This window comes from Archangium sp. (assembly GCF_057119385.1).
This window is the reverse complement of record NZ_DBNGVP010000192.1, coordinates 21,169-43,846: the sequence shown is the minus strand read 5'-3', so window position 1 is coordinate 43,846 and position 22,678 is coordinate 21,169. Positions and strand designations below refer to the sequence as shown.

Genomic DNA, 22,678 nt, shown 5'->3' with positions numbered 1-22,678 from the left:
GCACCTTTACGGACATCCGCTGCGCGTGGGGCGGAGGGAGGGGCGCATGCTGGGGGGCGAGCGACAGGAATGGAGCCTCGGTGCGCTGGCCATGCCCCAGGCAGCGCGGGTGTTGGCGGTGCTGCACCCGGTGTGCGCCGTGTTGGGCGTGGCCCTGCTCGCGGTGCTCGTGCAGCGCGCGGGCGCCGAGGAGCTGGGACGATTGATGGCGCATGCGGCGCCGTGGCTGCCCCTGGTGCTGCTGCTGGAGGTGGCGCGCCTGTCCCTGGACGCGGTGGCCACGCGGGCGGCGTACGGCGGCCGGGCGCGGGAGGTGCCCTGGCGCTGCCTGCTCCGCGCGCAGCTCATCGGCACGGCGGTGGCCAGTGTGGCGCCCGCGGGACGCGCCTCGGGCGAGGCGGCGAAGGCGGCGCTGCTCAGCCCATACACGGGCGGGGCCACGGCCCTGGCGGCGGCGGCCACCTCGCAGGCGGCCTCGCTGGTGGCCGGAGGCCTCCTCTGCCTCGCCTGTACCTTCGCGGCGTACCTGCGCACGGGGGCCTCGTGGCTGACGCTCGTGCTCGGCGTGCACGCGCTGGGGCTGCTGCTCGTGGGCCTGGGCATGCACGCGGGGATGCACGGCCGCGCGCTGCCGCCCCTCGGGCCCCTCGTGGCCTCGCTCCTCGGCCGGACGCTGCAGGCCGTGCAGTACGGCACCCTGGCCCTGGCCGTGGGCATCGACACCACCACGGTGGAGGCGCTCCTCGCCGAGGGGCTCCACCTGGTGTCCCTGGTGGTGGGCGCCCTGGTGCCCGGAGAGTTCGGCGTGCGCGAGGGTGCCTTCGCGCTCTCGGCCGGGGCCTTCGGCACCACCCCGGCCCGGGCCATGTCCGTCGCGCTGCTCGCCCACGGCACGCAGGGCGTGTTCGTCCTGCTCGGCTCGCTCACCCCCCTGGTGTGGAAGGTGCATCCCCCTTCCTGGGCCCCCCATGCTCGTTAGGGCTCCAAGGGAAGACAGCGGCGTCCCCCGGCTGGAGGGCGCAGGGACTGCACGGCCCGGGGTGCGTCCGCGCATGAATTGCGCCCAACACTCGCCGCGCCCGGGTGCAGCGGTTGGCACGCATCTTCCAGTAAGTCATGAGCATGAAAGGAGGCCTTCCCATGATGGTGGAAACAGTGCCTGGCCCGGCGGACGTGACGACACAACCGCTGGCTCCCCGCCTCGAGCTCCAGGGAGCCTTCGATGTCCGGGCGGCCCGGAGCGCCCTGGAGACGCTCCGGCGGTATACCGGCACGGAGGCGGTGCTCGTGGACTTCAGCAAGGTGAATTCCTTCCAGGACTGCGCCCTGGACCTCTTCACCCGGGAGCTGAGCCAGTTGCCGGAGCTCCGCCTCCAGACGCGGGGACTGCCCGGCCACCCGGCGCGCATCCTCCAGTACCTGCGCATCGACCCGCGCACCCTCGCGCCGCTGAGGATGAGCCGCCGCCTCCCCGTGGTCCGCTCGCCCTGGGACGACCACGACTTCGACGACTGAGCACGAGGGGGTAGACTGCCCCCCCTCGTGACCAGAGCCCTGCTCCTCGGCCTCGTCCTCGTCTGTCTCCCCACCTTCGCGCAGGAGGCGCCCCCCGCCGAGCCCCAGGGACTCGCGGCGGTGCGGGCCCGCGGCGAGCTGCTGTGGGGCGCGGATGCCCAGGGCGGTGCCCCCTACGTCTTCCAGGACCCCATGGACCCCAACCGCCTCGTCGGTTTCGAGGTGGACCTGGCGGAGGCGCTCGCCGCGAAGCTGGGCGTGCGCGCGCGGCCGGTGCTCGGCCCGCTGGCGCGCGACGGCACGCTGCGGCGCATCTACGAGCGGTGGGGCCTGTGGAACGCCGAGACGGCGCAGTTGCTGGGTGACGCGGACCCGAGCCCCCGGGGCGTGCCGGAGCAGTACGAGGCCTGGCGCGCGGCGGTGGGCCGGGTGCCACCCGTCCTCGAGCGCGTGAGGGAGCGCTACCCGGCCACGCTGTCGCTGTTCGCCCGCGGGGCGGTGATGACGCTGGGCGTGTCGCTGCTGTCCATGGCCCTGGCGGTGGCCGCGGGCGTGGTGCTCGCGCTCACCCGCGTCTACGGCCCCCTGCCGCTGCGCTGGCTGGCCACCGCCTATATCGAGGTGGTGCGCGGCACGCCGCTGCTGGTGCAGCTCACCCTGGTGTACTTCGGGCTGCCGCAGCTGGGCCTGCGCCTGGAGCCCTTCACCGCGGGCGTGCTGACGCTGGGGCTCAACTACGCGGCGGCCGAGGCGGAGAACTACCGGGCGGGGCTCGCCAGCGTGCCCGCGGGCCAGCACGAGGCGGCGCGGGTGCTCGGCCTGTCGCGCTGGCAGACGCTGCGGCACGTCGTCATGCCCCAGGCCGTGCGCATCTCCCTGCCCCCCATGACGAATGACTTCATCGCGCTGCTCAAGGACAGCTCCCTCGTGTCCCTGGTGACGCTCACCGAGCTCACCCGCACCTATCTCAACCTCGCCAACGCCATGAGGGACCACCTGGGCCTGGGCCTGCTGGTGGCCGCGCTGTACCTGCTGCTCGGCCTGCCCTTCGCGCGGCTGGCGCGCACGGTGGAGGCGCGGCTCGGCCGGCACCTGAAGGAGGTGCCGAGATGATACGGGTCGAGGACCCGAGACCGTGCTCGTGCTGGACCACGGCCACCTCGTCGAGCAGGGCCCGCCCGCACAGGTGTTGGACGCGCCGCTCCACGAGGCCACGCGCCGGCTGCTCGCCCAGGCGCATGACTGAGGGCGCCCCACCCGTCACCATCCAAGCCGAAAAATTACCCTAGAATCGAACTACGAGTAAAACTAGAATTCTCTTGGAATTCGGTGCAGCCTCCCGCCGCCTTCTCGAAGGCACTGACTCCGGAGGTGCTCACCACGGCCTCCCCCCTCCAGGTCTCACACGATGAGCCCGCCTGGAGGCTCCACCCCCTTCCCTGAATGGGAGCAACACGCATGAGCTCGCAATCGCTGTTCCGCGCTCTGGCCGCTGCTGGTCTGTCGCTCGCCGTCGTCGCCTGCGGTCCCCAGGAGGAGCTGTCCTCCCACGAGATGAACCCGGCCGCCATCGGGGCGCCGCTCGCCAGGCAGCGGCTGAGCCCGGTCGAGGCGCGCGCCGCGGCGGCCGCCGCCATCTCCGGCGTCATCACCACGGATGAGGTGCTCGGCATCTCCTACGTCCGTCCGCACGGGGTCCGCCCCGCGATCGTCGCCGACGAGGTGCCCGCCTACGAGGTGTCCGTGACGTGGGCCGACAGCACCGGCGTGCCCGTGCGGGAGCTCGTCTACGTGGACCTGTTCGACGGCTCCGTGCTGCTCCGGGTGCCGCTCGACTGAGGGAGTCCCGCCCCCAGGGGGAGGGGGAGGGCATGGCGCCCGCTCCCCCGCCTGGGGCCGGGGCACACCGGGGGGCGATCGCGCTCCGGTCCCGGTTGCAACGGCTGCGCACCGTACTCAATGACGAGGGAGGCCGCTCATCCTGGAGCGGCCCCCGGGAGACGGAATGCGGCAGCGGATCGACGACTACGCGTTGCTGGGGGACTGCCACTCCGCCGCCCTGGTGGGCCGGGATGGCTCCATCGACTGGGCCTGCTTCCCCCGGTTCGACTCGCCCGCCGTCTTCTGCCGCCTCCTGGACGTGGGCCGGGGCGGCTCCTTCCGGGTGAGCCCCGAGGGCCCCTGCCAGTCCACCCGCCGCTACATCGACGACACCAACGTGCTCGTCACCACCTTCACCACGCCGGGCGGGGTGCTGGAGGTGACGGACTGCATGCCCGTGCGCACCGGCATGTCCCACAGCCCCCGCGCGGGGACGCGGCATGCGCTGCTGCGGCGGCTGCGCTGCATCGGCGGCGAGGTGCGGGCCCGCGTGGTGGTGGCGCCGCGCTTCGAGTACGGCGCCTTCGTGCCACGCATCCGCCTCACCTCGCCCCAGACGGCGGAGCTGGTGGGCGGCGCGGACGCGCTCTGGGTGACGGCCACGCGTCCGCTGGTGGCCCACGAGAATGCCGTGCGCGCGCACTGGCCCATGCGGGCCGGGGACGAGGCCTGGGTGGAGACGGCCTGGACGCCCTCGCTCGTCGAGCGCGGCCCGGCGGAGATGCCGGACCTGGCGGCCATGCGCCGCCGGCTGGAGCAGACGGTGGCCTTCTGGCGCGAGTGGATTTCCCACTGCGCCTACGAGGGCGAGTACTCGCACGCGGTGCGGCGCTCGGCGCTGGTGCTCAAGGCGCTCACGTACGCGCCCTCGGGCGCCATCGTCGCGGCCCCCACCACCTCCCTGCCCGAGGAGCCGGGCGGCGTGCGCAACTGGGACTACCGCTACACCTGGCTGCGGGACACCACGCTCACGCTCATCTCGCTGATGCTGCTGGGCTACCAGGAGGAGACGCTCGCCTTCGAGCACTGGCTGGCGCGCACCAGCGCGGGCCGGGCCGAGGACGTTCAAATCATGTACAGCATCCGCGGCCACCGGCTGCTGCCCGAGGTGGAGCTGGCGCACCTGGCGGGCCACCGGGGCTCGAGGCCCGTGCGCGCCGGCAACGGGGCGGTGAAGCAGCTGCAGCTCGACGTCTTCGGGGAGATGCTGGAGGGCGCGTGGCTCTTCTCGAAGATGGGCCGGAGCATGCCGCAGCGCAACTGGGAGTTCCTGCGCGGGCTGGTGGACAACGTGTGCGAGCGCTGGCGCCAGCCGGACCAGGGCCTCTGGGAGGTGCGCGACGAGCCCCGGCACTTCATCCACTCGAAGCTCTTGTGCTGGGTGGCGTTGGACCGGGCCATCCGCATCGCCCGCTCGCGGCGGCTACCGGCTCCGGTGGGGCGCTGGGTGCGCGAGCGCGCGGCCGTGCGCGAGTACCTGCTGAAGGAGGGCGCGCGCCAGGGGTGGTTCCCCCAGTCGGTGGGCTCACAGGTGCCGGATGCGTCGGTGCTGCAGCTGCCGGCGCTGGGCTTCCTCCCGTCGGCCCACCCGCTGGTGAGCCGCACGGTGGAGGTGGTGCGCCAGCGGCTGGAGCGGGGCGGGCTGCTCTACCGCTACCACTCACCGGACGGGCTGAGCGGCGGCGAGGGCACCTTCCTGCTGTGCTCCTTCTGGCTGCATGACGTGCTGGTGCACTCGGGCCGGACGCAGGAGGCGGAGGAGCTGCTGCGCTACCTGCTGAGCCTGGCCAACGACGTGGGCCTCTACGCCGAGGAGGCGGTGCCGGGCACGGGCGAGGCCATGGGCAACTTCCCGCAGGCCTTCACGCACATGGCCCTGGTGGCCTCGTGCGCGCAGCTGTCCGCGGGCCGGAGCTTCCAGCTGCCGAGGGCGGGCGCGTACGACTACGCGGACTTCGCGCTCACGTACCACCTCGGCCGGCGCTCCGTGTTCATGTCCCACTTCTCGTGGGAGGCCGTGCAGTGAGCGCCAGCCGCTAGTACTGCAGGCGCGGGTCGTAGCGGGGCGCCAGCAGCGAGGCCACCACCAGCTCCGTCACGTCCTTGCCCCCGTGCAGGTTGGTGGAGAGGCACAGCGGCGTGTAGATGAAGCCCCACGGAATGCCCCACCAGCCGAGGAACAGCGACAGCAGCGTGTAGCCGAGGCTCAAGCCGAACGTGCCCTGTCCGGCCCGGACGAAGTACACGTCCGAGGAGCGCCTCATGGTGGTGACGAAGAAGGAGACGCAGTACTCGAACACGACGAATCGTCCACCGCGTCGCAGCTCTTCCTGCACCTGCGCCGTGGACAGGCCCTCCATTCCCAGAATGCCAGTCATACAGGCCCCCTGTCCGGAAACAGCGGCCAAGGCCGCGAAGAACAGAAAGACAGCCTACATGGCACATGCCCCGCTGCACAGCGACGCGGAGAGGGGAGAAGCGGGACCACACGAGAAAAACCAAGCATTCAATACGCTACGTATCCCAAACAGCGGGAAACGCTCGCACGCGTGAAGATCCCTACTCTCGCAGTCCAAATCCCCCCCCTGCACGGGCCATGGATGTCTTGTGGATGTTGTCTGGGAGGCAACAGGCGGGGATGTTGCCTGGGAGGCAACACGCGATGCGGGGCATACGCATGGTGCGCTTGAGGAGCAACCCGCCCCGCGGGCTCCCCTGCCGTGAGGCCAGGAGGGCGGACCAGGCGCTCCTGTCAGGCCCTCCGTCCCTGCTTACCGTGAGCACACGGGAGGCAGGAATGGCCACGAAGAAGACGGACAAGAAGGACCCGGTGGTGCACCTGGGCGAGCTCATCCACGGCATCAAGGTCGCGATGATGACGACGGTGGAGGAGGACGGGACGCTGCGCAGCCGGCCCATGTGGACACATGACCGGGACTTCGACGGGCAGCTGTGGTTCTTCACCCGGGAGCACTCGCCCAAGGTGGACGAGGTGGAGCGGGACAGCCACGTGAGCCTGTCCTACTCGGACACGGCGAAGGACCGGTACGTGTCCGTGAGCGGCGTGGCCCGGCTGGTGCGCGACAAGGAGAAGGCGCGCGAGCTGTGGAATCCCACGCTGAAGGCCTGGTTCCCGGAGGGGCTGGATGATCCCGAGCTCGCGCTGCTGTGCGTGACGGTGAACAAGGCCGAGTTCTGGGACACGCCGAACAAGCGCATGGTGCAGCTCGTGGGCTTCGTGAAGGGCGTGCTCACCGGCGAGACGTACCGCCCCGGCGAGAACGAGAAGGTGAACCTCGACGAGTCCGGCGCGGCGATGCACTGAGGGCCCGCGTGCGGCTATGCTGCGCGCCCCATGACTTCCCCCTTCGCCGAGCACTTCCCCGCCTTGCGGTCGGGTTTCGCCTACCTCGACAACGCCGCCGGGGCCCAGGTGCCCTCGCACACCATCGACGCCATGACGCGGTTCCTCACCCAGGGGAGCTGCAACGTGGGCCAGCCCTACCCGGCCTCCGTGCGCGCCACCGAGGTGAAGGCCCAGGCTCGCGCCGCCACCGCCGAGTTCCTCAACTGTCTGCCCGAGGAGGTGATGCTCGGCACCAGCGCCACCGCCCTCACCTTCCAGCTCTCGCGCGCCTTCTCCCGCATCTTCCAGCCCGGGGACGAGGTCATCATTTCGGAGCTCGAGCACGAGTCCAACGCCAGCCCCTGGCGCTGGCTGGAGGCCCAGGGCGCGGTGGTGAAGCCGTGGAAGGCCCGCTGGCCCGAGGGCCGCCTGGAGCTGGCGGATCTCCGCCCGCTGCTCACCGCGCGCACCCGGCTCGTCGCGGTGACGGCCGCCGCCAACTCGGTGGGCACCGCGCCGGACGTGACGGCCGCGGCCACCCTCGCCCATTCCGTGGGCGCCTGGCTGATCGTCGACGCGGTGCACGCCAGCCCGCACCTGCTGCCCGACGTGAAGGCCTGGGGCGCGGACTTCGCCACCTTCTCGCCCTACAAGGTCTTCGGCCCCCACATGGGCTGCCTGTACGTGCGCCACGAGCTGCTGCCCCGCCTGCCCGCGGACAAGCTGTGGTTCGTCCCCGAGGACAGCCCCCAGAAGTTCGAGCCCGGTACCGCCAACCACGAGGGCCTCGCCGGCTGGCTGGGCTCGCTGCGCTACGTGCGCGAGGTGCTCGGCGGCGGACAGCCCGGGCGCGCGGGGCTGGAGCAGGCCTTCCGCCGCATCGAGTCCCTGGAGCGTCCGCTGCTGGAGTCCGCGCTGGAGCGGCTGCGCGCCCACGAGCGCGTGCGCCTCTACGGCATCCCCGAGCCCAAGGGCCGCGTGGCCACCTTCTGTTTCAACGTGCAGGGCGTCCCGCCGCGCGCCGTGGCCGAGCACCTCGCCCGCAACGGGGTGGGCGTCGCCGCGGGCCACTACTACGCCACGCTCGCCATGCAGGCACTGGGCCTCATGCCCGAGGGCGCGGTGCGCGTCTCGCTGCTGCACTACAACACGCTGGCCGAGGTGGACCGGCTCATGACCAGCCTGGACGCGCTCCCCTGAGCGCCACTTCCCACGCAGGAGGACACGAATGCAACCCGAGGAGCTGCGACACCTGAGACACTCCATCGACCTGGCCCGCAAGGCCCGCGAGCGGGGGAACCATCCCTTCGGCGCGGTGCTGGTGGACAGGAACGGGCGTGTCCTCCTGGAGGGGGAGAACACCGTGGTGACGGAGCGGGACTGCACCGGCCACGCGGAGTCCAACCTCATGCGCGAGGCCACCCAGCACTACTCCCCCGAGCAGCTCGCCGGCAGCACGCTCTACGCCAGCACCGAGCCGTGTGCCATGTGCGCGGGCGCCATCTTCTGGGGTGGCGTGCGGCGGGTCGTCTTCGCGTTCTCCTCCGAGCAGCTGGGCCAGCTCAACAGGCCGACCGAGCCCACCCTGCGCCTGTCCTGCCGCGAGGTCTTCGCCCGCGGCTCCGCGCCTACCGAGGTGGTGGGCCCGGTGGAGTTGCCGGAGGCCCGTGCGGTGCACGAGGGCTTCTGGTCGTAGGCTCACGCCCGGGCAGCGGCGCGAATCCCAGCCGGAAGGCCCAGGCTGGGAGGGCCGTCGCCGCGAGGCCCGCGCCGGTGCCGTACAGCAGCTCATCCAGTGGCACGCCGAGGAAGTGGCCGCGCAGCAGCAGGCTCGGCCGCCACGTGCGCTCGAAGACACCGGGCACCAGCCCCTCGAAGAGCAGGCACAGCCCCAGGTAGATGAGGCACGAGAGCGCCGCTCCCAGGAGACTCGGAAGCACCAGGTCCGGACGCGCCACCAGCACGCCCAGGGTGCCCACCCCCATCGCCGCCACCGCCGCGTAGAGGATGGGCACGCCCACCGCGAGCAGCAGCCCCGTCAGCGCCAGCATGCCCGCGATGGCCCCCAACACCCGGAACCAGGGCCGCGTGCCGCTCCCCCGGGGCACCACGGTTTGGCGGAACGCCACCGCGTAGGCACACGAGGAGAAGGCCCCGAGCCCCACGACGAAGAGCACGTCCTCCACGCCGAAGCCGATGCGGTCCGCCAGGTCGAACAGGAAGCGCGGCGTCCAGTACGCCGGATAGAACAGCCACTCGGTGGCCGCGAATGGGAGCGAGGCCAGCATCGTCCTGCGCATCAGCCAGCGCAGGTCCGCGCGCACGAGCCAGAAGACGGCGCCCGGCACCAGGAACAACAGCGCCATCACCAGGAACTCATACGTCATGGCGGACTCAGGTTCTCACGAGGGCGAGGAGGGGAAGCGCGACCGTGGCCAGCGTGGCGGTGATGGCGGCGGCGACGCGGACCTGCACACGGCGGGAGCCGGGCGGCGAGGGACGCACCAGGAGCACCACGAGCGAGGCCCCCGCCGGCACCAGCCACTCCAGGCCCACGCTCAGACCCAGGACCCCGAGACCCCACGGCGCGAGCGCCACGGTGAGGCCGTTGAGCAACACGATGACCCGGGCGGCCCGCTCGACGCCCACGCGCGCTGGCAGCGTGAGCTTGCCGCTCTCCCGATCCGAGGGCTCGTCGGGGAGCGCGGTGGCGATGGAACAGGCGAGATGCGTGGGCAGCAGCAACGCGACGAGCGCCCACGGAAAACGCCCCGGATCCCCGCCCTGCGCGACATAGCCATAGAGCGGCAGCACCCCGGCGACCCCCACCATCTGCAGCAGCTCGCCCCCGCCCCGGTACGAGAGCCGGAAGGGCGGATAGCTGTAGGCCCACAAGAGCCCCAACGCCGCCACCGCCAGCGGCACCAGCAGCGGTGCGCCCCGGAGCACCGCCAGCCCCACGGACAGGGCCAGCAGCAGGAACGCGCACACGACGGCGCCGAGCCCGAGCGCACGCGGCGGGAGCCGGCCCTCGACGAGCACGCGGGAGCCCCCGGAGAAGAGGGTGGCCGTCTGGTTGCGGCGATCCGTCTCCTGGTCCGCCCAGTCGTTGGCGTAGACGATGAAGAGCTGGTCGAGCACCCCGAAGAGCTGCACGGCCACCAGCGTCCCCACGTCCAACGCCCCGCCACGCAGGTGCACCGCGACGAATTGCCCGAGCAGCAAGGGGAGCGCGAGGTACGACTGCGAGGGCAGCCGCGACGCCTGGAGCCAGGCCCGGAGCGTGCCCCACCCGTCCTTCACGAGGAGGCCTCGCGCACCAGCCCGAGCCGCCGGGCGGCCTCGGTGCGCAGGTCGGTGAAGGGCAGGTCCCAGCGGCAGTCCCCATCGAAGCGCCAGGCCTTCACGGGGATGAAGTCCGCCTGGGCGAGCACCTGATGCAGGTGCGCCTCCTCGCGAGGCTCCCGGCAGAAGCCGAAGGGGTTGCGGAACTCCTGGCCCTGGAGCTTGCCGTACTTGTCATCGTTCTCGGCGATGAGCTCCACGAGCGTCTGGAGCCGGCCCTCGAGGTAGTCGAAGAACGCCAGGTCGAAGGGGCCGATGGTGGCGCGCTTCTCCGGCTGGCGCACCACCCAGCGGGCCCAGTCGTAGCCGTACAGGAAGTCATGGGCGTAGCGGAAGCGCAGCTCCGACTTGTTGCCGAAGCCCCGGCACACCGTCACCACCCGGCGCGAGAAGCCGAGCACCGCCTCGGGCCCTCCGGCGTTCCACATGCGGCAGGCCAGGAAGTCCAGGTCCCAGAAGATGTTCTCCGGGAAGTCCTCCGCGAGCGCCCGCACCACGTGGCCCAACCCCTGGGCGAAGGCCCGGGCCTTGTCCTCCCCGGCGTTGCCCTCCACCAGGCGTGCCGCCAACTCCACGGGCAGCAGCGCGCGCGGCCGGCGCGTGTCCAGCGAGGCCGCCTCTCCCAGCAGGGGGGACAGGGGCTCCAGCCCGGCGAGGATGTCTTCTGGAAGTCTTCTCACTTCCACCCTCCCAACCCCACGGCGAGCACCCCTGCCGACAGCGTGAACGTTCCCCACCAGATGGCACGGTGGAGCTCCGCCTTGTATGCCGATTGCGCAACGAAGGCATTCGTCACCGCGGACGGGCTCCTCCTCACCAGACGCACGGTGAAAGGTAATGCGAACCCCACGGCCGGCACCACTGCCACGAGCGGGGGGGCGTCCTCGGCCAGACAGGACACCGCGAGCCAGAGGAGCAGCCCCGTCCCCAGGGACACCTCCGCGCCCCGGCGGACGGCCGCGTTGCCCCACAGGGTGGTGAAGGTGCGCTTGCCTCCCGCGCGATCACTCTCCTCGTCGGACAGTCCGCTGGCCAGGGCGCTCGACAGGGACAGCGCCAGCAGGCCCGGCGCCAGCCACACCCACCCCGCGGGAGCCCACTGGCCGCACTGCGCATACACATGCAACGTGGGAAGCACGCCGCCCACCCCCACCATCTCCAGCAGCTCGCCCCCGCCCCGGTAGTTGAGCCGCAGCGGTGGCAGCGTATAGGCGGCGAACATGAGCAGGCCCAGCGCGGCGAGCGGCAACAACAACGGCCGCCCCAGCACGAGGCCCGCGCCCCACGCCAACACCAGCGCCACCGCCCCGGCCCCGAGGCCCGCGGCGAGCAACGCCCCGGCGGGGAGGATTCCGTCGGGAATCGTCTTCGGCGAGCAGCCCTGGGGGAACATGCGGCGCTTGAGGGTGTCCACCTCGCGGTCTCCCCAGTCGTTGAGCAGCACGATGAAGGAGACGTCCGCCACCATCCACAGCACGCCGAACCCGAGCGCCCCCCACGACAGGTGGCCGGCGGCGGCGGCACCCACGGCCTGGCCGAACAACGCGGGCACGAGCACCTTCGGCCAGCTCGCTGGCTTGAGGGCGTACCACCACCGCGCCGAGGGGCTCATCGACTCCACATGCACCCGCTTCACCTCCCGTTGGCAACCTCTAACACGGCCAACCTCCCCAATCAGGTCGGTCGAGCTGTCCCGACCCTGAAGTCAGCGGGTGAGCGCGGTGGCGATGACGTTGAGAACCTTGAGCTGGGCCGGGGACAGGTTGCGCAACGAGCGCGACAGCCGCCGCAGATCCGGGGAGCGCTCCTCCTTGGCGGGCAGCGAGTCCACCCAGGCCGTCACCTCCGTGTGACTCAGGCTCAACAGCGTGTCGGAGGGAATCTTCAGGACGATGCTCAGCCGTCGGAGGGTGGGGACGCTGGGCATCATCCCCCCGCGCTCGATGCGGCCATAGACACCCGGGGCCAGCCCCACCTTCTCGGCCGCCTCCGCCTGGGTGAGCCCCGCGCGCACCCGGGCGGCACGCGCCGCGGCCCCCAGGGCGAGGGCCAGCTTGTCATCCATGCGCTGCTGCGAGGGGGGCGGGGGGGTACGTTTCGAGACCATGGTGCGTGACGTCCAAAGAGACGTTGGAGGACATTACCCGAGAGGCCAACCCAAGCCTAGGGACTTGCTTCATGGGTCGTGCAAGCCCCCCCAACCAGGGGCGTCCCCTCTCTTCCGCGCGGATGGAGAGCGTCCAGGAGGGCAGGCGCCTCCTGCGGGGCACGGGCTCGCGTGCCCACGTTCCAGCTTCAAGCAGCCCACACCCCTGAAAGACGACGTGCGCGACGAGGACGAGGGCGTCCTCCAGCCGGGCGTGAACGACGAGGGGCTCGACCACAACGAGGGCCAGGTGGACGAGGACACGATTTCCCCGCCGGGCGCGCGCCCACAGCCCGAGGAGTCGCTAACCCGCGGGACGCCTCCCGGGCTCCGTCGTCCCCACGTCGGAGCCCGGAGGCCGGGTGATGCGCAGGATGAGCTCGCGCCGGTACCGGGCCATGTCCAACCGGCGCTCGAGCGCGGTGCGCTCCTGACGGACCTCGCGCGGCTGGGTGAGGGCGCGGGCCGAGAGCGCCAGGAGCCGCTCGTTGATGGCGCGCAGCTCCTCGTCGATCAGCACGGGCTGGATGTGACGCGGCACCCGGTCGCGGCCGAGCGCGACGTAGTGGTTGTTCTCGATCCACACCGGCAGCACGGACACGCCCTCGAGCGACACGGGCGCGCCCGGCTGGGGACGGGTGAGCGAGAAGCGCAGCAGCACGGAGTCGCGCTTGCTGCCATCCGCCTCCCCCGCCCGGCGGTGGACGTAGTGCCGGTCCTGGTTGGCGATGAGGTTGCCCAGCGAGAAGGCCACGAGCGTGTCCCGTCCGGAGGAGGTGCGGTACGACTCGACGGGCTGGAGCACGTGGGGATGGTGGCCGACGATGGCGAGCGCGCCGGCCTCCAGCAGGGCGCGGGCCAGCTTGCGGTCCTCGGGGTGGGGCGAGTGCGAGTACTCGGTGCCCCAGTGGATGGCGACGATGAGCGCGTCACAGCGCCGGGCCGCGGCGCGCACCAGCGCCACGGCCGACTCGGGGGACTGCCAGTTCCCGCTCACCTGGCCGCGGTAGGGCACGTAGGCGACGTGGGGCGAGGTCTCCGGCGCCTCGGGATTGCGGGCGCCGTTGAGCCACCGGGTGAAGGACAGGAAACCGATGCGCATCCCCCGCTTCTCCACGATGAGGGGCTCCCACGCGGCGGCCTCCGAGGGGCCCGTGCCCACGCTCTTCAGGCCCGCCTCGGCCAGGTGCTTCCACGTGGCCTCGGCCCCGGCGCGGCGCTGGTCGAAGACATGGTTGTTGGCGGTGGACACCACATCCACCCCGGCGGAGGCCAGCGCGTGCAGCATGGCGGGCGGCGCGTCGAAGAGCAGGGGCGCGGTGCGGGCGAGCGGATTGCCGGTACTGGGCGTCTCCAGGTTCACCATGGCGACGTCCGCCGAGCGCATCACGTCGGCGAGGGGCCCGAAGACATGATCCCACCCCTCGTGGTTGATGGAGCGGGCGGGGCCGGCATCGCCGGAGTCGGCGCGGGCGTGGTCCGCCGCGGCCTCCTTCACCTCACCATGGGGAATGACATCTCCCCCGAAGACGAGCTCCACGCGCTCGGGGGGAGCGGCGTGGAGCAGGGAAACGAGCAGGAGCGCCTGGGCAAGCACGCTCGCATGCTACCCAGGCCATTGGCCCGGAGGACAGACCCCCCTCCCGGGAGGGCCTCCCTTCACGAGGAGCCGGGGGCCGGCTTCCGGGCGGAGGAGGCCTTGAACGAGGGGCGCGGGGAGCGGAGGGCGCGGGTGAAGGGGTGCTTGGGCTCTCGCAGGAACCAGGGCGCGCTGATGACCACGATCTGCGGCCCGCCCCGGAACAGCAGCATCATCTTCAGCAGGGTGGCCGTGTGGCTGTGCAGCAGGTAGTGGTACCAGCGGTGCTCGATCAACTCCGGCACCAGCACGGCGATGAACCGGTCCGGATGGGCGGCGGCGAGCTTGCGGACGTAGCCGAGGAGCGGATCCACCACCTGGCGGTACGTCGACCGGAGCACGACCAGCTCGGGCACCGGGAGCCCCGCCTCCTTGAGAGGAGCCTCCACCCGGCGCTTCCAACTGGCACGCAGCTCCCCGCCCTCCTCGGGCTGCGCGCGCACCTGGACGGCGTGGACGTCGGGGGAGATGGTGAGCGCGAACTGGAGGCCCTTCTCGGCCACGAGATCCAACCGCTTGAGGGGAACCACCACCAGCGGCGCGGCGGCACGGACCACCCGCATGGGCCGCTCGGTCTCGATGGCCTTCTCCACCGTGTCGTAGTGGCGGCGCGTGGTGCGGAACAGGAGGAAGGCCAGGGGGATGAACAGGAAGGACATCCAGGCCCCCTCGGCGAACTTCGACACTGCCACGACGCAAAGCGTGAGCCCCGTGGCCGTTCCGCCAATCGCATTCACCACCAGGAAGTGCCTCGCGCGCGGCTCCTGGCTCTTGCGCCAGCGGGCCACCATGCCGAACTGCGAGAAGGTGAAGGCCGCGAAGGCGCCCACGGCGAACAGCGGGATGAGGTGGTCCGTCACCCCTCCGAAGGCCACCAGCAGGGCCGCGGCCATGAGCGAGAGGACGATGACGCCCGTCGAGAACACCAGCCGGGGACCGGCATGGGCGAAGGCCGTGGGGAGGTGGCCATCGAGCGCCAGCATGCGGCACAACCGGGGGAAGTCCGCGAAGCTCGTGTTGGCGGACAGGCACAGCACGGTGAGGATGGAGGCGATGGTGACGGAGTAGAACACCCCGCGTCCCGCCACGGCGCCCACGAGCTGGGACAACACGCTCTGGAAGCCCGCCTGGCCCGGAGGGGTCGCGCCGATGCCGTAGGCATGGCACAGCACCGCCACCCCGCCGAGCAGCACCACCAGGATGCCGACGATCCCCGCGAGGGTCCGCTGGGCCCCCCGGACACGGGGCTGCCGGAAGACGGGCACGCCATCGCTGACCGCCTCCACGCCCGTCATCGCGGTACACCCGCTCGCGAAGGCGCGCATCAGCAGCCAGAGGCTCACCGCGGCTGTACCGGCCGGCAGGTGGGGCGGGGGCACCACGGGGACCGGATGTCCCCCGGAGCTCACGAACTTCACCACGCCCACCAGCAAGGTCACGCCCAGACAGGCGACGAACAGGTACGTGGGGAGCGTGAAGAGCATGCCCGCGGTGCGGATGCCGCGCAGGTTCACCAGGGTGAGCAACGCGAGCAGCCCCAGGCACAGCGGGAGCATGTGGGGGAGGAGCCTGGGGAGGGCGGACACCAGCGCCCCCACACCCGCGGAGATGGCCACCGCCACGTTGAGCACGTAGTCGAGCGCCAGCGCGGCGGCGGCGAGCAGCGCCGGCTTCGTTCCGAGGTTGTCGCGGGTCACCAGGTAGGAGCCGCCCCCTCCCGGGTAGGCGGCGATCGTCTGCCGGTAGGAGAACTGAACGATGAGCAGCAGCACCGCGATGATGGCGATGATGGGGCCGAGGTAATGGCTCCCGCCCGCCCCCAGGACGAGCAGCACGGTGAGCGCGGCTTCCGGTCCGTATGCCGCCGAGGCGAGTGCATCCAGCCCCAGCACGGGTATTCCCGTCAGGGGACCAATCTTCTCCTCCTCGGCCTCGTCATTCGGGATGGGCTTTCCGAAGAGCACCTCTCTCAGGGACATACCGGAACCTAGTAACGGGGCAGGCGGGGGGAGATGGGACCCCGGAACCCAGGACCCGTGCCGTCGGCCCGGGAGCATGGGTAGCCGTCTCCAGGGCGGGCGGACGAGGGACGGCTCCCGAGCGTGGAGGCCCGGGAGGGGAATGGCTTGCGACGCTCCGGAGGCATTCACACGCTCCTGAGAGGGGAAGGGGAAGGGCCGTGCTGTCACCGCGTCTGTCGAAGCTGTGGAACTCGATCAAGGCGAGTCTCTGGTTCCAGCCCGTGCTGTTCGTGACGCTGGGCCTGGTGCTGGGCGTGGTGCTGCCGATGCTGGACCGGAGCTGGCCGTCGCTGGGCCCTGGACTGCGCGCCCAGTGGTGGGGCGACTATGTCCCCTCCACACCGTCCACCAGCCGGGAGGTGCTGCTGAGCATGGCGGCGACGCTCGTCACCGTCATGACGGTGACGGCCTCCATGACCATGGTGGCGGTGCAACTGGCCTCCACGCAGTACACGCCGCGGCTGCTGGGGCGATTCATGGCGGACCACGGCACGCAGCGGGTGCTCGGCACCTACCTGCTCACCGTGGTGTACCTGTTGCTGCTGCTCGGGCTGGTGGGCACCCAGGCGGAGGAGCAGCAGAGCACACCGCTGCCCGTCCTATCGCTCGGAGTGGCACTGGCCCTCACCCTGCTCTGCCTGTTGCTGCTGCCCCACTTCCTCCACCATGCCGCCCGCTCCGTCGAGGCGAGCACCCTCATCGTCAACATTGGCCGGGAGATCATCCAGGAGCTGGAGCGGTTGGACTTCAAGAAGACGCGGGAGCTGGGCGAGGCGCTGCCCGGCCCCGAGCAGGAGGCCACCGTCATCACCGCGCGCGAGACGGGCTACGTGCAGTTGGTGGACCATGAGCGGCTGCTCTCGGCCCTGCCGCGAGGCGTGCACACCGTGCGGCTCGAGGTGCGCACCGGGGACTTCCTCATACCGGGGCTGCCGCTGATGGCGCTCTGGCCGCGGGTGGCCTTGAGTGAGCAGCAACAGCGGCGGCTGCACGGTGCGCTCGCCGTGGGGCGCACCCGGACCACGCAGCAGGACGTGCTCTATGGGGTGCGGCAGTTGGTGGACATGGCGCTCAAGGCCCTCTCGCCCGCCATCAACGACGTCACCACCGCGGTGATGGTGATCAACGAGCTGGGAGCGGTGGGCCGCGTGGTGGCGAGCAAGGGACGGCTCGGCCAGGGCTGGTGGATGGAGTGGCACCAGGCGGTGACGCTGCTGCGGCCCGGCTTCGGGCTCGTGCCCTTCCTGCAGGACGCGTTCGGGGAGATTCCGCTCGCCGCGGAGGCACAGCCGCGGGTGCTGGTCCGCATCCTGGAGGTGCTCGCGGAGCTCGCCAGCGTGGAGCCGGACACGGCGATGCGCGGGGCGCTCGTGCAGACGGGGCGGGCGGTGTACGAGGCCTCCCGGCTCGCCGAGCAGCGCGAGCGGGACGTGCGGTTCATCGAGGAGCGCTGGGACCAGCTGCGCAAGAAGGCCACCCAGCCGGCCACCCTCCCCTGCGAGACCGTGCACTGAGCGGAGCCGGGCCCGAGTGCCTTGACCCGGCTCGCGCTTCCGCCAGACTCGCCCGCGCGGTTTTCCTCGCACGGCATCTCACCACCAACATCATCACAGGGCACATGAATCACCGCTCCTCCACCCCCCGGCACGGGCCCGCTTTCCGGCGGAAGTACGGAGCCGTGCTCGCCAGCGTGCTGCTCCTGGCCAGCCAGGCCTCCGCGCAGTCCCTCGACTCGGCCTCGAGCGCCTGCCGGACCCAACCGGCCCTGTGCGCCCGCGTGGCTGGAGAGGAGACCGTGATACCGCAGGCCGCGCAGCGCCTCGCCGAGTTCGGCGCCTCCGTCACCGCGACCGCGGTGGTGTGGAATGAAGCGCACAAGGAGGCCATCGAGCAGAAACTGACCTGGTGCGCCAACATGGCCCGCGAGAAGGTGCTCCGCCAGCACATGGGCGGCAGGAGCCCCACCCCGGCGGAGTGCCGCGAGACGAAGGAGTTCGGAGGCAAGGTGAGGACGCGGGCCATGTTCCTCGGCGAGGAGATGCACAAGGTCGCGCTCGCGTGTGCGGAGATGGAGTTGGGCGCGCTGCGTCCAGGCGGATTCAGCCGGGAGCCGCGTTACCGCTACAACACGGACACCCGGCAGCGCGAGTTGATCAGCCCGGAGAAGGAGGAGGCGCTACTGGAGGAGGGCTGCTACAGCGAGCTGCGCGGCACCATCAAGCCAGACATCGTCATCCACGCGGGCAATCCGCTCTTGCCCCTGTTCGTCTATGACTTCAAGTTTCCTTGCGTGAGTAGCGAGAGCAGAAAGAGAAATGGTTGGTGCCAATACACCCAGGGGCCTTATGCGGGCCGTTACCAAGACGAAGTGTACAAGGAAATCCTGGGCCCATTCGTACGCGCGATCAAACCCTGGCTGGGAGTCACACCTTGAGCTCTCATTACCCGCGCATCCGCATCTGCGCGCCGAACGGGCACCTCCTGGTCCGTGAAGGCTTGAGCCTCTGCTTCTACATCCGCCGTGCCCATCAGGAGATAGCACGAGCCGTCCTCACCTCCTTGGACACCTATCTGCACGCGATAGAGCCAGAGACGCTTGGCTGGTATGTGGATGTCGATGGAGAGGAGCAAGCTCTTGATGACGCCGGGTGGAAGCACATCCGGCGAGAGCTCACCGAGGGGACGTGGCCGAACATCCAGCTGGCACAAGCATCCGGAGAGCCGCAACGTTACGATTTCGACTACTTCGGCAAACCATTGGGAGATCCACGCCTGGAGGACGATCCGGACGCATCTTCCGCACTGAGCATCTCGCTCCCCACCGAGTACCTGGAAGAACACGGCCCGGGCCACGTGCGTGAACTGGCACTGAAGTTGGCCGCTCCTCTGCCTTTCCACTTCGGACAGGTGGGTCTCGCCTTCAACGGCCAGCTAGACCTGATCGGTATCTCGCGGCAAATCCGCGCGCGGTGCTTCCGCTACCCAGGCATGGACATCCCGGATACGAGCTGGCATTCGTGGAAACTCGGCTTCCGGGTTCGTGGCCCTTCCTGGCTCACCTTCCTGGGCCAGCCCATCCTGGGCGAGCTGGGCGGCGCGTCGGGTCTGCGCTCACGCCTGTCCTCACCAGGCACCACCGTCCAGGAGCTGGAAGGGGAGCGCGCCGTCGTCACCCTGGGCCCCTGGCCCGAAGCGGGAGACACCGAGCAGGGCCAGACGCTCCCCGCCTACCGGGAGTTGGCGCGCGTCCTGGAGCCGTGGCTCTACCATGAGCGGTTCCCAGAGCCCTGGCCCTATCCCGAGCAGAGCAATTGGGAGCCCGACTTCTCGCCAGAGGACAATCGCCGCTGGGAGCGCCGCTTCCTGGATTGAAGGACCCCGCAACGCGCCGCCGCCTCGGGCATCCTGGAGGGCATGTCCAACCGACTCCTTTCCCTCACCGCGGCCGTGCTCGTGCTGGGCACCGCCGCCGTCTCCGCGGAGCGTGCGATGTCCTTCCATGACCTGCAGTCCAAGCGGCTCAACGGCCAGCCCGTCAACCTCTCCGAGTACAAGGGCAAGGTGGTGCTCGTGGTGAACACCGCCTCCGAGTGCGGCTACACCCCCCAGTACGCGGGCCTCGAGAAGCTCTGGGGCCAGTACAAGGACAAGGGCGTGGTGGTGCTCGGCATCCCCTCCAATGACTTCGGCGGCCAGGAGCCCGGCACCTCCGAGCAGATCGCGAAGTTCTGCGAGCTCCGCTACAAGGTCACCTTCCCCATGCTCGAGAAGGTGAAGACCAAGGGCGAGGGCCAGTCCCCCATCTACGAGTTCCTCGCGCGCAAGCACGGCGAGCCCAAGTGGAACTTCCACAAGTACGTGGTGGGCAAGGACGGCCAGGTGCGCGCCGCCTTCTCCAGCTCCGTGACGCCGGAGAGCACCGAGCTCAAGGGCGCCCTCGACAAGGCCCTCGCCGAGTAGTCCGGGCACCGGCCCATTCCACTTGTCACCGGTGACAAGTGAAACGGGGCGGGTCCATTCCACTTGTCACCGGTGACAAGTGAAACGAGGCGGGTCCATTCCACTCGTCACCGGTGACCAGTGAAACGGGGCGGGGTCTCAGGTGGATGTGGCCAGGCAGCCACAGCCCCTGGAGCCCCGCCCTCAGTGTTTCCGGGCACTTGGCTCATCCCGGGCGCTGGCCCGCGGGCTGCAATACCTCGGCGCGTACCCACCCCGTCCGAGGAATTCCATGCGAGCCGCACTCGTCGCGCTCTTCGTCTGTCTTCTGTCCGTCCCCGCCTCCGCTCAGGAGCGGGACGCCGCGGAGACCCCCTGCCCCGCCCCCGTCTCGCCCCTGAGCTCCGGGGCCATCACCCAGGGCACGCTGGTGGCGAAGCTCCGCCGCCACGCCTCCGCCCAGGGCTGCCCCGAGTCCCAGCCACAGCACTTCAGCCTCAAGCACACGGACGTCGACGCCGAGGTGAGTGGATTCCTCGCCAGCGTCACCGTCACCCAGGTCTTCGAGAACCCCTACGCCGAGCCGCTCGAGGCCCTCTACGTCTTCCCGTTGCCGGAGAAGGCCGCCGTGGACGCCATGGAGCTGGTCATCGGCCAGCGCGTCATCCGCGGCGTCATCCAGACGCGCGAGCAGGCGCGTGACACCTACGAGCGCGCCCGCGCCGAGGGCAAGACGGCCGCGCTGCTCGACCAGGAGCGTCCCAACCTCTTCACCCAGTCGGTGGCCAACATCCTCCCCGGCGAGGAGCTCCGCGTGCGCATCCACTATGTGGAGCGGCTCGTCTACGAGGACGGCAAGTACAGCTTCAACTTTCCCATGACGGTGGGCCCGCGTTACATCGGCGGCGAGCCCCTGGCCTTCCGCCAGGGCGAGGGCACCGCGCCGGACACCACCACCGTCCCCGACGCGAGCCGCATCACCCCGCCGGTGCTGCCTCCCGAGGTGCGCAGCGGCCGGGACATCCGCCTCCACGTGCGCCTGGACGCGGGCGTGCCCGTGCACGAGCTGCGCTCCACCTCGCACCGTGTGACGGCGACGCGCGAGGGCCCGAGCCGCGCCCGCGTGGAGCTGGCCCCGGACGACCGCATCCCCAACAAGACCTTCACGCTGGAGTACCGCGTGGCCGATGCGCTCATCCGCCCGGCCGTGCTGGTGCACCGCGAGCCCGGTGCCGATGAGGGCTACTTCCTCGTGCTGCTCAACCCGCAGCTGGCGCCGAAGCAGGAGGAGGTGGTGCCGCGCGAGCTTTACCTGGTGCTCGACACCTCGTGCTCGCAGTCCGGCCCGCCCATCGAGAAGTCCAAGGCCCTCACCGCCGAGGTGCTGCGCCACCTGCACCCCGAGGACACCTTCCAGGTGCTCAACTTCGACACGCAGGTGACGAAGTTCGCCCCCGCCGCGGTGCCGGCCTCGCCGGAGAACGTGGCGCGCGCCCTGCCCTACGTGGCCAACTTCTGGGGCGGTGGTGGCACGGACGTCCGCGTGGCGGCCCAGGAGGCCATGGTGCCCGCCAACGACCCGGCCCGCCTGCGCATGGTGCTGCTCATGACGGACGGCTTCATCGGCAACGATGACGAGGTGCTCGGCACGCTCCAGCGGCACCTGCGCGAGGAGACGCGCGTCTTCAGCGTGGGCGTGGGCAACGACGTCAACCGCTACCTCGTCACGAAGATGGGCGAGGTGGGGCGCGGCGCCTCCACCTTCGTCAACCTGAAGCGTCCCGAGGACGAGGTGGCCCGCGAGTTCGAGTCGCGCATCCGCGGCCCGGTGCTGACGTCGGTGCGCGTGGGGACGGATGGCCTGCCGGTGTCGGACGTCTACCCGCGCACCCTGCCGGACCTCTTCAGCGGCCAGCCGCTGTTCCTCATTGGCAAATTCCACGGCACGGGCCAGGGCCTGCTGCGCATCACCGGCCGCGTGCGTGGACAGGAGCGCCACTTCGAGGTGCCCCTCACCTTCCCCGAGTCCGCGCCGGAGCACGCGTCCCTGCGCAGCCTCTGGGCGCGCCAGCGGATTGAAGAGCTGACGGTGGAGAACTACCGCGGCGAGAAGCCCGAGGTCGTCCAGGCCATCACCGCCACGGCGCTCCAGTACGGGCTGATGAGCAAGTACACCTCCTTCGTGGCGGTGGAGGAGGTGGCGCGCACGAAGCCCGGCGGCGACTCGGTGCGCGAGCTGGTGCCGGTGGAGCTGCCCGAGGGCACCTCGTACGCGGCCGTCTCGGGTGAGCTGAGCCGCGAGGAGATTCCGCCGGGAGACCCCATCATCTCCGTGGTGGCGCCGAGGAACGCGCGCCGGGTGACGGCCTACTTCCCCTTCGGCCTGGTGAAGCCGCTCACCTTCGACACGGTGTCGGGTTACTGGCGGGGCCGCTTCCTGGTGCCGCTCTGGGTGGAGGACGGGTACTACGACGTGCTGGTGGCGGTGGAGATGCCGGACGGCACGGTGCGCCGGCGCGAGGTGCGCTACCGGCTGGACTCGAAGGGCAACGACTTCGAGGTGACGCTGTCCTCGCGGCTGCTGGCGCCCGGCCAGACGCTGCGGCTGGAGGTGGACGCGGTGGAGGCCACCCAGGAGGTCAGCGTGTACGGCGAGCCCTTCGGTGACGCGCAGCACCTGCTGGAGACGCGCGATGGCCTGCGCTTCACCCGCGAGCTGAGGGTGCCCGCCGGCACGGAGCCCGGGGAGTACGAGCTGGTGCTCGTGGCCCGGGACGCGGCGGGCAACCGGTTCGAGCGCCGCGAGAAGGTCCGCGTCGCCCTCACCGTCGAGGAGTAGCACCGCC

The 22,678-nt window shown here is 70.8% G+C and carries 21 protein-coding genes; 13 read left to right on the top strand and 8 right to left on the bottom strand.

All coding sequences use genetic code 11. The annotated features are described in order from the left end of the window. Positions 1 to 46: 46 nt before the first annotated feature. The 5 genes from AC16DP_RS45210 to AC16DP_RS45190 all read left to right on the top strand — a co-directional run bounded on the left by AC16DP_RS45210 (position 47) and on the right by AC16DP_RS45190 (position 5,422). A complete protein-coding gene (locus tag AC16DP_RS45210; RefSeq protein ID WP_329726911.1) occupies positions 47 to 979 on the top strand; it encodes a lysylphosphatidylglycerol synthase domain-containing protein in 933 nt (310 codons plus the stop codon). A gap of 161 nt (positions 980 to 1,140) precedes the next feature. Continuing rightward, positions 1,141 to 1,515, top strand: coding sequence for an STAS domain-containing protein (locus AC16DP_RS45205; protein ID WP_329726910.1), 375 nt, complete (start codon positions 1,141 to 1,143; stop codon positions 1,513 to 1,515). Positions 1,516 to 1,542: 27 nt separating this feature from the next. Further along, entirely contained in the window at positions 1,543 to 2,628 is a 1,086-nt protein-coding gene (locus tag AC16DP_RS45200; RefSeq protein ID WP_329726909.1) for an ABC transporter permease subunit, read from the top strand. Positions 2,629 to 2,973: 345 nt separating this feature from the next. Continuing rightward, entirely contained in the window at positions 2,974 to 3,354 is a 381-nt protein-coding gene (locus tag AC16DP_RS45195) for a hypothetical protein (protein ID WP_329726908.1), read from the top strand. Between the two features lie 166 nt (positions 3,355 to 3,520). Next, the gene (locus AC16DP_RS45190; protein ID WP_329726907.1) at positions 3,521 to 5,422 is read left to right on the top strand and encodes a glycoside hydrolase family 15 protein; all 1,902 of its coding nucleotides are present in this window, start codon (positions 3,521 to 3,523) and stop codon (positions 5,420 to 5,422) included. A gap of 10 nt (positions 5,423 to 5,432) precedes the next feature. Here AC16DP_RS45190 and AC16DP_RS45185 read toward each other — a convergent pair whose 3' ends face one another. Then, entirely contained in the window at positions 5,433 to 5,774 is a 342-nt protein-coding gene (locus tag AC16DP_RS45185) for a hypothetical protein (RefSeq protein ID WP_329726906.1), read from the bottom strand. Positions 5,775 to 6,193: 419 nt separating this feature from the next. Between AC16DP_RS45185 and AC16DP_RS45180 the strand changes: the two genes are divergently transcribed. From AC16DP_RS45180 to AC16DP_RS45170, 3 genes are read left to right on the top strand one after another with little or no spacing between them, the layout of a single operon-like run. Next, complete coding sequence (locus AC16DP_RS45180) at positions 6,194 to 6,721, top strand: pyridoxamine 5'-phosphate oxidase family protein (protein ID WP_329726905.1); 528 nt, start codon at positions 6,194 to 6,196, stop codon at positions 6,719 to 6,721. Positions 6,722 to 6,751: 30 nt separating this feature from the next. Beyond that, entirely contained in the window at positions 6,752 to 7,942 is a 1,191-nt protein-coding gene (locus AC16DP_RS45175; RefSeq protein ID WP_329726904.1) for a cysteine desulfurase-like protein, read from the top strand. A 28-nt stretch (positions 7,943 to 7,970) separates the two neighbouring features. Further along, positions 7,971 to 8,438, top strand: coding sequence for a nucleoside deaminase (locus tag AC16DP_RS45170; protein ID WP_329726903.1), 468 nt, complete (start codon positions 7,971 to 7,973; stop codon positions 8,436 to 8,438). Here AC16DP_RS45170 and AC16DP_RS45165 read toward each other — a convergent pair. The 7 genes from AC16DP_RS45165 to AC16DP_RS45135 form a co-directional block, all read right to left on the bottom strand. Further along, the gene (locus tag AC16DP_RS45165) at positions 8,371 to 9,129 is read right to left on the bottom strand and encodes a lycopene cyclase domain-containing protein (RefSeq protein ID WP_329726902.1); all 759 of its coding nucleotides are present in this window, start codon (positions 9,127 to 9,129) and stop codon (positions 8,371 to 8,373) included. The genes AC16DP_RS45170 and AC16DP_RS45165 overlap by 68 nt on opposite strands. A 7-nt stretch (positions 9,130 to 9,136) precedes the next feature. After that, positions 9,137 to 10,045, bottom strand: a complete 909-nt coding sequence (locus AC16DP_RS45160; RefSeq protein ID WP_329726901.1) for a prenyltransferase — start codon at positions 10,043 to 10,045, stop codon at positions 9,137 to 9,139. Further along, positions 10,042 to 10,767, bottom strand: a complete 726-nt coding sequence (locus AC16DP_RS45155) for a ferrochelatase (protein WP_329726900.1) — start codon at positions 10,765 to 10,767, stop codon at positions 10,042 to 10,044. The genes AC16DP_RS45160 and AC16DP_RS45155 overlap by 4 nt, the downstream gene beginning before the upstream one ends. Next, positions 10,764 to 11,723: a prenyltransferase gene (locus AC16DP_RS45150; RefSeq protein ID WP_329726899.1), complete on the bottom strand. Its 960-nt coding sequence runs from the start codon at positions 11,721 to 11,723 to the stop codon at positions 10,764 to 10,766. The genes AC16DP_RS45155 and AC16DP_RS45150 overlap by 4 nt, the downstream gene beginning before the upstream one ends. A gap of 69 nt (positions 11,724 to 11,792) precedes the next feature. Beyond that, entirely contained in the window at positions 11,793 to 12,194 is a 402-nt protein-coding gene (locus tag AC16DP_RS45145) for a helix-turn-helix transcriptional regulator (RefSeq protein WP_329726898.1), read from the bottom strand. A 343-nt stretch (positions 12,195 to 12,537) separates the two neighbouring features. Beyond that, positions 12,538 to 13,830, bottom strand: a complete 1,293-nt coding sequence (locus AC16DP_RS45140) for a CapA family protein (protein ID WP_329726897.1) — start codon at positions 13,828 to 13,830, stop codon at positions 12,538 to 12,540. 62 nt (positions 13,831 to 13,892) lie between these two features. After that, a complete protein-coding gene (locus tag AC16DP_RS45135) occupies positions 13,893 to 15,851 on the bottom strand; it encodes an APC family permease (RefSeq protein ID WP_329726896.1) in 1,959 nt (652 codons plus the stop codon). 200 nt (positions 15,852 to 16,051) lie between these two features. Between AC16DP_RS45135 and AC16DP_RS45130 the strand changes: the two genes are divergently transcribed. From AC16DP_RS45130 to AC16DP_RS45110, 5 genes are all read left to right on the top strand, one after another. Further along, positions 16,052 to 17,407, top strand: a complete 1,356-nt coding sequence (locus AC16DP_RS45130; RefSeq protein WP_329726895.1) for a DUF2254 domain-containing protein — start codon at positions 16,052 to 16,054, stop codon at positions 17,405 to 17,407. A 164-nt stretch (positions 17,408 to 17,571) separates the two neighbouring features. Then, positions 17,572 to 18,327 carry a hypothetical protein gene (locus AC16DP_RS45125; RefSeq protein WP_329726894.1) on the top strand — a complete coding sequence of 252 codons (756 nt, stop codon included), beginning with the start codon at positions 17,572 to 17,574 and terminating at the stop codon, positions 18,325 to 18,327. A gap of 125 nt (positions 18,328 to 18,452) precedes the next feature. Further along, the gene (locus AC16DP_RS45120; protein WP_483957073.1) at positions 18,453 to 19,265 is read left to right on the top strand and encodes a DUF3396 domain-containing protein; all 813 of its coding nucleotides are present in this window, start codon (positions 18,453 to 18,455) and stop codon (positions 19,263 to 19,265) included. Positions 19,266 to 19,307: 42 nt separating this feature from the next. Continuing rightward, complete coding sequence (locus AC16DP_RS45115; protein ID WP_329726892.1) at positions 19,308 to 19,853, top strand: glutathione peroxidase; 546 nt, start codon at positions 19,308 to 19,310, stop codon at positions 19,851 to 19,853. Positions 19,854 to 20,124: 271 nt separating this feature from the next. Further along, the gene (locus AC16DP_RS45110) at positions 20,125 to 22,671 is read left to right on the top strand and encodes a VIT domain-containing protein (protein WP_329726891.1); all 2,547 of its coding nucleotides are present in this window, start codon (positions 20,125 to 20,127) and stop codon (positions 22,669 to 22,671) included. The last annotated feature ends 7 nt before the right edge of the window (positions 22,672 to 22,678 follow it).